Source organism: Desulfotruncus alcoholivorax DSM 16058 (genome assembly GCF_000430885.1).
Classification (GTDB): domain Bacteria; phylum Bacillota; class Desulfotomaculia; order Desulfotomaculales; family Desulfallaceae; genus Desulfotruncus; species Desulfotruncus alcoholivorax.
The window spans coordinates 1-9,415 of record NZ_AUMW01000048.1 but is presented as its reverse complement, the minus strand read 5'-3'; the positions used below and the strand labels follow the sequence as shown (position 1 = coordinate 9,415).

Below are 9,415 nucleotides of genomic sequence, written 5' to 3'. Positions count from 1 at the left end.
TCTAAGGAAAAGTGTTTTGCTTAATTTAATGACATATACCCCGGTAAATAAAATCATAGGCGGTCTCCAAAGGGAGGGGAGATATATGGTCTTAAGAACAAGCAGCCGCCGCTTGCGGTCGAGCGAAGCGAGAGTCTTGACCCATGTGCTAGACTTAATAGACCCGACCGTATACCCAATTTATTCATTGGCGTATATCCGTCGGTCGGGTTACCCTATTACTAGCACATGGAGTCAAGACCGGCGTCGGTAAAATACTATTTTTTAAACATTTATGCGACAACTATCTTGACAAATACCGAAACAAAGCGTATGAATATACTGAATACGGGGGTTATTTAGGTACAAGGCACTTTCCCCCAGCGGTCGATTAAGTAAACGTGCGGGATTTTTAAAAATAACCTCATCAAGAAAACTACCTGAATGAATTATATATACGATACCTTTACCATGCCGTCCTATTCTACCAATTCTTTGGAATAAGCTGGTTGCCGAATATGGCACCCCGATCAGTACCGCTATCCCTAAATGTGGTATATCCAAACCAAGCTCTAACGCACTGGTGCTGACGACACCTTTTAACAAGCCTTGTGATAGCTTATGTTGAATGATTTGTTGGTCAAATTCTTCATAACCTGCCCGGTAAGGTAGAATGTTTAATTTATCCAGTGGGTTCCAATCTATTTTTATAATGGATCCATCTCCTCTTCACCGGAAAGTTTACGTGCCAAAATCGAAGATATTAACTCTGTCTGCTTTCGACTATCAATAAATGCAATGAAACGATCAGGACCTGCTGAAATCTCTTTAATAAGTTTTGTAACCTCGCTAAGAAAATCTTCCTTTCTTGGCGGTACAAGCAAGACTATTTCGACTTCATGCTTGGGCGATGTATCCAACTCTTCTCCAATTAATGTAAATGGAACTCCAAATAGGTTAACCAAATAGGTTTCTGGATTTGCCATAGTTGCCGAGGCAAATATAAACTGCAAGGTTTTGCCTGCCACAGCTAAAAGGTGTCGAATCCTGCGGAATAAATAAGCTGCATTGGATCCAAATACACCAGTGTAAGTATGTACTTCGTCGACTATGATCAAGGAAACCTTAAGTAAAAAATTAACAATATCCCTATCACCTATATTGGATAGCAACCAAGTGTGTATAATATCCGGAGTCATTATAACTACTTTGCACTTCTTTAAAACTCCTTTTCTCATGCTGACATGGATATCCCCATCTATGCGACCAACCATCACATCATCCATGCCAGCTTTTTGCACGCTTCCACCCTTTAATGGCTTGTCATTGGTCACGCAGGCCCATCCATTTTCCTTGGCCAGAATTAAACATAACTTGTCCTGGAATGACAATGGGCCTTTTTCTACTGCCGCCAACAAAACGTGCTTTAATTCCGGCTCCACTAGTTTTATGCCAAATTCCAAGCAATCTACCTCATCAATTTGATTTATTTCATTAAGTACTGGCGTAGCTAAATATATCTGGCCAACATATCTACTAATTAATCTAAAGAGTGTCCTGTCACATTGGCAAAAATCGATGAGGATATTGGCATCCAGTATTAGAAAGTGCCTCTTTTTGCCGGCCATCGTTTATACCCACGAAGAGACCACGTCTCGCATGGCTTCAAGATCCGTTCTTAATATTTCCGCTCCCCGGCTCATGGTTATTTCATCTTTTTCAATTGCCTGGCGAACCAATCTATGCAGCCTGTCTTCAACAAAGTCTGCCGGTATCTCCACTGCCAGGTGAGAAAACCGGCTGTCCTTTGCAGCGCCGTGCCAGTGCTTGACATCGGCAGGAATTTCCACCACATCGCCAGGATGTAATTCCCTCGCTGGTTCTCCCCAGGTTTGATACCAACCGCGTCCGCTAGTCACTAGCAGAATCTGCCCACCAGCCGCTGCTGACGCCAGTAATTAGCCATGTACGACTTGTCATAGTATGCTCCTCCTTACAGGCACATCCGATAGATGTTCTCCACGTCTTGCGGCGTCAAAGGCTTAAACCCTTGCAATACATCGCCCCAGCAGGCTTTTTTCGCCATGACTTTAAAGTTTTCATCATCAATGCCGATTTCGGTGAGGGTGCTTTGCAGGCCCAGCGTCTTGAAAAGAAAATCGCTCAGGCACGCGATAGCATGCTCAGCCCCTTCCATGTCTGAAAGCGACTCATCTACTCCGAATATATTCACGCCGAATTTCTTAAACTGCGGTGCGGTGGATTCATCCAAAATATATTTCATCCAGCGGGGAGTAAGGATAGCAAGACCAAGCCCGTGGGTAATATCATAAAAGGCAGAGAGCTCATGCTCCATGGCGTGGCAGCTGGGGGCCTGAAATCCCCCGGTGCCGTCTTTGAATCGGAAAATAAGCCTGTTGTCTGGCATGACCATGACTATGTCTACCGCCACAGCCCATAGTTGCTCGTCGAATTCTTTAGTATCAGCGGGCCTTGATCGAAACTCTCGGATGAAAGATTCAAGGATGAGCATCTTATTCAAGCCTAAAAACTTCATGGTTTTGTCCACCTCAGCGGCGATAGGGGAGGTGCTGGCTTCTTTTACCCATACATCCACCTGCAGGTGGACTTCAGCAATAAAAGCCGTGCCGTCTGCCCAGGCGGAATCAAAATTGGTCAGTTCAAACAATGTAATGTATTTATTTAAGCCCTCTGGCGCTTTTGATTGGTAGATGTGAGGCCCGTCCAATAAAGCCAGCAGATCTGTGTTTTCCTCCAAAGCACTTTATTCATTCCTTGTTCGAGCCTTACTAACCAGGGCCGGATGGTATGGACTACAAAACTGATGGACTGGCGGCGGTCTGCATGGCCGTTCTTTCATTGACGGTTTTGCCGCTGGCGGTGCCGCCCACCCCCTGAAAATGGGCATGAAAAAAGCACCTAATTATGGTCAGATGCTCGATAAGGGATTTTATCATCCTTATCCCTTATAAATACATGCATAAAATCAAATGTCTAGTTTACCTTCCTGCTTCCGTTTGCCGTAGCTGTTCTTCAATATCACGTCCGCCGTACATAATGCGAATGACCGCGACCGTCGTTTTTGCTTCCACAGGCAAATAAAATGCCAAATAATTGTCTATTGGCAAAACCCGCAAGCCTTTGCTGTGCCACGGCTCTTTTTCGTAAAGACGATACCGCAGCGGCATTTCATTTAACTTCGCGACCGCGTCCATGATCCGCCGTACTTGATTCTTTGCAATTTCCGGCTCAAGCAGGGAGAATGCGATGTACTCGAATAAGCTGCGTAAGTCGCGCTCAGCTTGCTCGGTGTAAACAACCGTCCATTCGCTCATATTCTATAGTCTTGGCGCATTCTGTCGGCGACGTTTTCCGCAGAAACAATTTTCCCAGCGGTCAAATCAGCCAGACCTTTCTCGATCTCAGCATTGAATTGCTCCTCGGTAAGCGTACCCACCGACAGAGGTTTACTTTGCGGGAGCTTCAATTCAAAAGGAATACCTCGCTGAAGCACGACCTGCCTAAGAAAAAGTCCGATTGCATTTGACATCGGGATACCAAGCTGCTCTAGAACAAGCTCTGCCTGTTCTTTGATTTCCGGCTCGACTCGGGCAAATATATTTGATGTTCTTGCCATAATGAACACCTCCTATTCTGATATTATTATGCCCGATTGTATTGCGGAATGCAATCGTTTAGCTAAAATGTTATAGAATCAACAGCCCACGTTCGTCATAGACGCTAGCACCCATATCGCCGCCGCAGCGAATCGCACGGTCAAGAGCCATGATCAGTGCCACCGCACCGTCAATCCGCTCGGTGCTTTTCTCTTTATCTGGCTTAATGTTTCCGGCGGGATCAGTGCGGATAAAAATATTATCCATCATCCAGCACACCTCCCGGCCTCATCTATGTGTGGCTGCGTTAGCCTGGGGCTCTTTTCGATTGCCAGCCGGCATCATATCAAATAAAGTGAGCTGTACCGGCTCGATTACAACTTTAACCTGCTCGTTGGTCTTAAACTGGCGCAACTCCAGTAGATTCTCGTTGGTTAAGCCTATTTCGTCAAGCTGCACCCGGATGGTTTGGGACCAGCTGTCGGTCAGCACTTTGTTGGCTATCTCAATTTTTTTGATCCGGGCCTGAAAGTCCGCTTTGCGCATGTATTTCTCACTCCTCTGTTGTTTTCCTTTTCATTCTAAAATTTTTCTAACTAATGTCTTGCCAGGCTTTAATTTTTGGTAAACTTATTATAGAATTTGCATCACTAATTGGAGGTGTATGGCTTGGCCACAAACGATACCCTTATAGAACAACTTGCCGGATTGTCTCCTGATGAACTTGAATATGTTCTTGAAGCCTTAAAAAAACGCCTGGAAAAAAACAAACAGCTAAAAGTTGCCGAACAAATTATTGATAGATATAAGCCGGCGTTAAAGGAATTAGCCAAATGAAATGGTTGGAACCGGATACTGCATTGGAAATCTATTATAAAATCATAAAAACGACCGGTGGAAACTATGGTATTAGGGATAACGGGCTCTTAGAAAGTGCATTATATTCGGTCGAGTAGATGTGCGCCTCTCAGGCTTTAGGAGACGCTTTGTGTTCCCTGTTTCTCCCCGTTTCCTCTGGGAGTGTCACAATATTTGCTCCATGGCCCAATTGGTCACACACCCCTCTCAGAACCGTACTGGCGCTATTAACGCATACGGCTCCTCATAACATCATTCACGAGATATAGCCAATGTGGATTAGTTTTTGAGCCACGCCGATTTATATTTTAAATCCCTAGCTTTAGGCAACGTCCCGGTCCATGTAGCTTAACTGGTTAACCGTCTCGGCAGTGTTTTAAGGCAACCTGAATCTGACTTCCCCTGGCTTGTGGTGAATAATCCCTGTGCAAAAGTGCATTTGCCAATGCTTCCCGCAATGCTTCCCGAGGGTATTCCCAGGATTCTTCACGTTCAATAGAACCACCCGCCGGTTAGCCGCTCTTGTTAATGAGAGTTATTTAGTGTTAAAGGGTAAGAAGTATATAGCTGGCCCTAAAATTATCCCGTTAATTAAAAAAAGATCTTTAGTTTACTCAAGATTCATCTTGGTTCATCCTGGTTCATTGGGCTGCAATTCAGAGCATACGCAATATAATGGTACCTAATTTTTTATTTTCGGCTATACTAATAATTTTATAACCAATATTAAAAAACATACGTCATAACCGGAAGCCGGGCAACAGCCCGCCGGTTTGCAGCTTATTTACTGCGCTATAGCCACCACCGGTGGCAGCGCAATCCCTGGTTTAATGTTTGTCCGGGCGGCGGCTACTTGGCAGCATCCCGCCTGCAACCAGACCCGGTGTGACATGGTTTATCCATGCTGTGCTTGCATATTTGCGCGCAATCAGTGCATAAAACAGTTACGTCTCCATATTCGATTATTTCCGTGATTAATTTTCTGGTCCAACAAGGCTTTTTACTGATGAACGCAAGAGCCTGGATGCCATAAGGACCGGTTATGAAAAACAAATACAGGACCTCTATGCGGAAGTTGGCCGGCTAACCACACAGCTCAACTGGTTGAAAAAAAAATCTGGCCTCTGAATTAACTCGAAATGAACGCATGGCCCTTGTAGATTGGGATAACCCCGAGATAACGATAAAAACCCAGGCCGAGCTGCTGAGCCTTAACCGTTCCAGCCTTTACTACAAACCGGCAGAACCCTCATCAGAAGAAATTGCCATCAAACACCGTATCGATGAAATATATACAAAATACCCCTTTTATGGGTCCCGCCGGATCACCGTCCAACTTCGACGGAAGGGCTTTTATATTAACCGGAAAGCGGTACAGCGGCATATGCGCGAGATGGGCATTGCCGGGATTTGCCCCGGGCCCAACCTGAGCAAGTGGAGGATGGAACACCAAGTATTCCCCTACCTCCTAAGGGGTATTACTCCAGGGTATCCTAATCACGTTTGGGGCATTGATATTACTTACATCAGGCTAACCCGGGGGCGGATGTACTTGGTAGCCGTAATGGACTGGTATTCCCGTTATGTAGTTAGTTGGGCAATGGATCAGACTTTAGAGATCGACTTTGTTTTGAAAGATGTTAAACGAGCGCTGATGCAATCCACGCCGGTCATCTTAAATAGCGACCAAGGAAGTCAATTTACAAGCCCTCAGTACATCCAGTTGCTCCAAGATGCCGGAATTAAAATTAGCATGGACGGTAAGGGCAGGGCCATTGATAATATTTTCACCGAGCGTCTCTGGCGAAGCCTGAAATATGAAGAGGTGTACCTGAACGAATATACAAGTCCACGGCAAGCTCGCCAAAGGGTTGGTGATTACCTCGATTTTTATAACCACCGGCGCCCCCACCAGTCTCTGGATTACCGGACGCCGGCGGAGGTCTATCAGTTTCAATGAGGTTTTGGCCGCCCTTTACATGGAGCCTCTCGGCCTGTGTTTCCGGAAGGCCTACGGGGAGGCCACGCTGTGCTTGGGCCTCCCGCCCAAACAGGCTAACACAGGCCGCACTGTAAAGGGCTTCGCAAGCGGCCAAAACCTTGGGTTGGAACCAGGCTAAATTGTTAATATATAGCAAATATGGAACTTGAATATTGCAATTACTCTTGGCATATTGCCGCAATTAACCAGCAAGGAACACTTGTTTGTATCTTAAATTTTTAAAAAATGTGTCTTGACAATGGGATCCACCTTGATATATGGCGGTCAGAGCGTCTGGAATTATAAAGGCAGGAAGATATCGGATTTACGAACAGCAAAACTGGCGGCTTTCGATATTTTCGATGCATTGGGATAACCGGGTTCTGCTTTGCCTTTTGCCATGATTATGGAGGTATCACGTTATGTCGTTTCAAACGCCGCTAACCATCAACCAGGTTATAACGGATATTCACGCAAAAAAGTATCTTCTGCCGTCCATACAAAGGGAATTTGTATGGAGCCAGGAACAGATCAAAACACTATTTGATAGCCTGATGCGCGATTATCCCATCAACGCCTTCCTCTTCTGGAAAGTTCCAAAAGAAAAGGCGGCCGACTTTAAATTTTACGAATTTCTCAGAGACTATCATAAAAAGGATAATCGCCATAACCCAAAAGCAAATATTAGTGGTAGCGACGATGTAATGGCCGTGTTGGATGGGCAACAACGATTGACCTCGCTTTATATCGCTTTGAAAGGGACATATGCTGACAAGTTGCCATATAAACGTTGGGACAATCCACAAGCATATCCGAAAAAAAAGCTGTATTTGGATTTGCTTTCCAAGCCAGAGGACGAGGACTTAGCGTATGCCTTTGAATTCCTGACCGATACCGAAGCGAAGGCGAATGACGATAACCATCATTGGTTTCCTGTCGGCAAAATACTGGATTTGAAAGAGCAGGACGAAGTAAACGATTACCTGCTTGAGTCATGCTTATTGGCCAACCCCGATAAGGAAAAAAGCCGGTTTGCGAACCGGGCGTTATTCAAGCTCCATAAAGTAATCCATGTAAACCCCATCATCAGTTATTATTTGGAGCAAAGCGCGGAACTCGACAAAGTGCTGAATATTTTCATTCGCGTTAACAGCGGGGGAACTACGCTTAGTTACTCTGACCTTTTGCTGTCCTTTGCCACAGCACAATGGGAAAATCGGGATGCCCGTGAAGAAATAAATGATTTTGTTGACGAGGTAAACGAAATTGGACATGGGTTCAACATCAACAAGGATATTGTGCTGAAAGCATGTCTCGTTTTGTGTGATATGGAGGATATCACATTTAAGGTAGATAACTTTAACCGTACCAATATGCTAAAAATTGAAAGCGAATGGGATAACATCACCAAGGCAATCCGTGACGCGCTGAATCTGATTAGCAGTTTCGGATTCAGCCGGGAGAACATCACATCCAATAACCTGATAATACCGATTGCCTATTACTTGAAAACCATCGGGTTGCCAAACAACTATGAGATTTCCACTTCAAGGATTGAGGATAGGAAAAAGATCAAACGGTGGTTTGTATCTTCGTTGTTAAAAAGAGTATTCAGTTTTGCACCTGACGGGGTGTTAAAGCCGGTTCGAGACATAATCAAAAAATACGGTGCAAGCGGATTCCCTACGGAGAAAATTATTGAACGCTTCAAGGGTACAAACAGAACTCTGCAGTTTACCGAGGATGACATCAACAATCTGCTGTATTCGAAATACGGTCAGGGTGATACCCTGGTAATTTTATCAATTCTGTACCCTTGGGCGGACTTGCGGCACAATTTTCACGTTGACCACATGTTCCCCAAAAGTGAGTTCACACCCAAACGGTTGGCTGCCAAAGGTGTTCCCCAGGGAAAAATCAATGATTTTATCGGAGATTGTAACTATATCGGCAATCTACAACTTCTTGAGAATATACCTAACATTGAAAAGAAGGCAATGGATTTTGACAAATGGTTAAGAGAAAAAGTGCCTACGAAGGTAAGCGTCAAAAAGAAACCACCTACAAACGGCACCGAACTTATGAGATAATCTTCCCCAAACAACAAATTAGGGAGGATTTTTTATGACCAACGCAACTAAGGCAGAAATACGTCAACAATGGGAAGCCCGTATAGCCGAATTTAGGAACAGCGGCCTGAGCGGGACAGCCTGGTGCGCAGCCAATGGCATAATACCCAACCAGCTATGGTACTGGCTGAAAAAGATTAGATCACAAGAAAACCCGCAAACCACATCAACCAAGTGGCTGCCAGTGGAACTAAATGAATTAGGTCCTTCCGGCCAGGGAAACGGGTTACTCATAAAAATAGGTCTGGCAGCTATAGAAGTCCAACCCGGTTTTAATCCGGCATTACTTCAAGACGTAATACGAACATTAGCGGCAACATGCTAAATGATACAGGCGTAGAGCGAGTCTACCTGGCTTGCGACAACACGGATTTACGCAAATCAATCGACGGGCTGGCAGCATTGGTAAGTCAAGTTTTCAAGCTGGATCCCTTTACCCCCTGTCTGTTTGTCTTTTGCAATCGTAAGCGTGACAAGCTTAAAATTTTGCAATGGGACCACAATGGCTTTTGGCTTCATTACCGGCGTTTGGAACGCGGGAAATTCCAATGGCCGGCAGAAAAGAACTGCACCTCGATCAAAATCAGCCGCCGGGAATTACGCTGGTTACTCGATGGTCTGGAGTTGGAACAAAAGCAAGCTCACCCTGCAGTAACAGCACGTACAGTAATCTGATCTTTCGATAATTTTTTCAATATTTAGGGGGACTTAAGAGGGTAATGCAAAAAATAGTCGAATTATAAATATATGAATAATTCACCTAACATTGCCACAATTTATGAACTACAAAAACGCTGCCAACTGCTGGAACAGCAAAATGCTGAGCTAAC

Annotated in this window: 11 protein-coding genes and 3 pseudogenes; 5 read left to right on the top strand and 9 right to left on the bottom strand. The window is 44.8% G+C overall.

Annotation, left to right across the window (positions count from 1 at the left end; genetic code table 11):
• Window positions 1-264 precede the first annotated feature (264 nt).
• The 9 genes and pseudogenes from H569_RS23735 to H569_RS22930 form a co-directional block, all read right to left on the bottom strand.
• Complete coding sequence (locus tag H569_RS23735; RefSeq protein ID WP_407638099.1) at window positions 265-654, bottom strand: helicase-related protein; 390 nt, start codon at window positions 652-654, stop codon at window positions 265-267.
• Between the two features lie 32 nt (window positions 655-686).
• Entirely contained in the window at window positions 687-1,607 is a 921-nt protein-coding gene (locus tag H569_RS22060) for a DEAD/DEAH box helicase (RefSeq protein WP_081411086.1), read from the bottom strand.
• A 3-nt stretch (window positions 1,608-1,610) separates the two neighbouring features.
• A pseudogene (locus tag H569_RS23730) lies at window positions 1,611-1,916 on the bottom strand (cupin domain-containing protein); the annotation flags it as partial.
• Between the two features lie 56 nt (window positions 1,917-1,972).
• The gene (locus tag H569_RS23235) at window positions 1,973-2,758 is read right to left on the bottom strand and encodes a dehydroquinate synthase/iron-containing alcohol dehydrogenase family protein (protein WP_027365915.1); all 786 of its coding nucleotides are present in this window, start codon (window positions 2,756-2,758) and stop codon (window positions 1,973-1,975) included.
• A 55-nt stretch (window positions 2,759-2,813) separates the two neighbouring features.
• Window positions 2,814-2,957 carry a hypothetical protein gene (locus H569_RS22640; protein ID WP_157833571.1) on the bottom strand — a complete coding sequence of 48 codons (144 nt, stop codon included), beginning with the start codon at window positions 2,955-2,957 and terminating at the stop codon, window positions 2,814-2,816.
• A 42-nt stretch (window positions 2,958-2,999) separates the two neighbouring features.
• Window positions 3,000-3,335, bottom strand: a complete 336-nt coding sequence (locus H569_RS0116640) for a type II toxin-antitoxin system RelE/ParE family toxin (protein ID WP_027365914.1) — start codon at window positions 3,333-3,335, stop codon at window positions 3,000-3,002.
• On the bottom strand, window positions 3,332-3,637 hold the full coding sequence (locus H569_RS0116635) for a type II toxin-antitoxin system RelB/DinJ family antitoxin (RefSeq protein ID WP_027365913.1): 306 nt from the start codon (window positions 3,635-3,637) through the stop codon (window positions 3,332-3,334). The genes H569_RS0116640 and H569_RS0116635 overlap by 4 nt, the downstream gene beginning before the upstream one ends.
• Before the next feature lie 70 nt (window positions 3,638-3,707).
• A pseudogene (locus H569_RS0116630) lies at window positions 3,708-3,890 on the bottom strand (terminase TerL endonuclease subunit); the annotation flags it as partial.
• Between the two features lie 15 nt (window positions 3,891-3,905).
• On the bottom strand, window positions 3,906-4,163 hold the full coding sequence (locus H569_RS22930; RefSeq protein WP_051273721.1) for a hypothetical protein: 258 nt from the start codon (window positions 4,161-4,163) through the stop codon (window positions 3,906-3,908).
• A 123-nt stretch (window positions 4,164-4,286) separates the two neighbouring features.
• On the opposite strand from H569_RS22930, the gene H569_RS22635 reads away from it, so the two are divergent.
• The 5 genes and pseudogenes from H569_RS22635 to tnpB all read left to right on the top strand — a co-directional run bounded on the left by H569_RS22635 (window position 4,287) and on the right by tnpB (window position 9,260).
• Window positions 4,287-4,454, top strand: coding sequence for a hypothetical protein (locus tag H569_RS22635; protein ID WP_157833570.1), 168 nt, complete (start codon window positions 4,287-4,289; stop codon window positions 4,452-4,454).
• Window positions 4,455-5,471: 1,017 nt separating this feature from the next.
• Window positions 5,472-6,435: pseudogene (locus tag H569_RS0116605) on the top strand (IS3 family transposase); the annotation flags it as partial.
• A 443-nt stretch (window positions 6,436-6,878) separates the two neighbouring features.
• Complete coding sequence (locus H569_RS20770; RefSeq protein ID WP_238492590.1) at window positions 6,879-8,546, top strand: DUF262 domain-containing protein; 1,668 nt, start codon at window positions 6,879-6,881, stop codon at window positions 8,544-8,546.
• 34 nt (window positions 8,547-8,580) lie between these two features.
• Complete coding sequence (gene tnpA / locus H569_RS0116590; protein ID WP_027365909.1) at window positions 8,581-8,910, top strand: IS66 family insertion sequence element accessory protein TnpA; 330 nt, start codon at window positions 8,581-8,583, stop codon at window positions 8,908-8,910.
• Window positions 8,904-9,260, top strand: a complete 357-nt coding sequence (tnpB, locus tag H569_RS0116585; RefSeq protein ID WP_027365908.1) for an IS66 family insertion sequence element accessory protein TnpB — start codon at window positions 8,904-8,906, stop codon at window positions 9,258-9,260. Before tnpA ends, tnpB begins: the two co-directional genes overlap by 7 nt.
• The last annotated feature ends 155 nt before the right edge of the window (window positions 9,261-9,415 follow it).

Coding starts and splice junctions, on each gene's coding strand:
- H569_RS22060 (WP_081411086.1), bottom strand. CDS start 1,607: ATGGCCGGCAAAAAGAGGCACTTTCTAATACTGGATGCCAATATCCTC.
- H569_RS22640 (WP_157833571.1), bottom strand. CDS start 2,957: ATGATAAAATCCCTTATCGAGCATCTGACCATAATTAGGTGCTTTTTT.
- H569_RS0116640 (WP_027365914.1), bottom strand. CDS start 3,335: ATGAGCGAATGGACGGTTGTTTACACCGAGCAAGCTGAGCGCGACTTA.
- H569_RS0116635 (WP_027365913.1), bottom strand. CDS start 3,637: ATGGCAAGAACATCAAATATATTTGCCCGAGTCGAGCCGGAAATCAAA.
- H569_RS22930 (WP_051273721.1), bottom strand. CDS start 4,163: ATGCGCAAAGCGGACTTTCAGGCCCGGATCAAAAAAATTGAGATAGCC.
- H569_RS20770 (WP_238492590.1), top strand. CDS start 6,879: ATGTCGTTTCAAACGCCGCTAACCATCAACCAGGTTATAACGGATATT.
- tnpA (WP_027365909.1), top strand. CDS start 8,581: ATGACCAACGCAACTAAGGCAGAAATACGTCAACAATGGGAAGCCCGT.
- tnpB (WP_027365908.1), top strand. CDS start 8,904: ATGCTAAATGATACAGGCGTAGAGCGAGTCTACCTGGCTTGCGACAAC.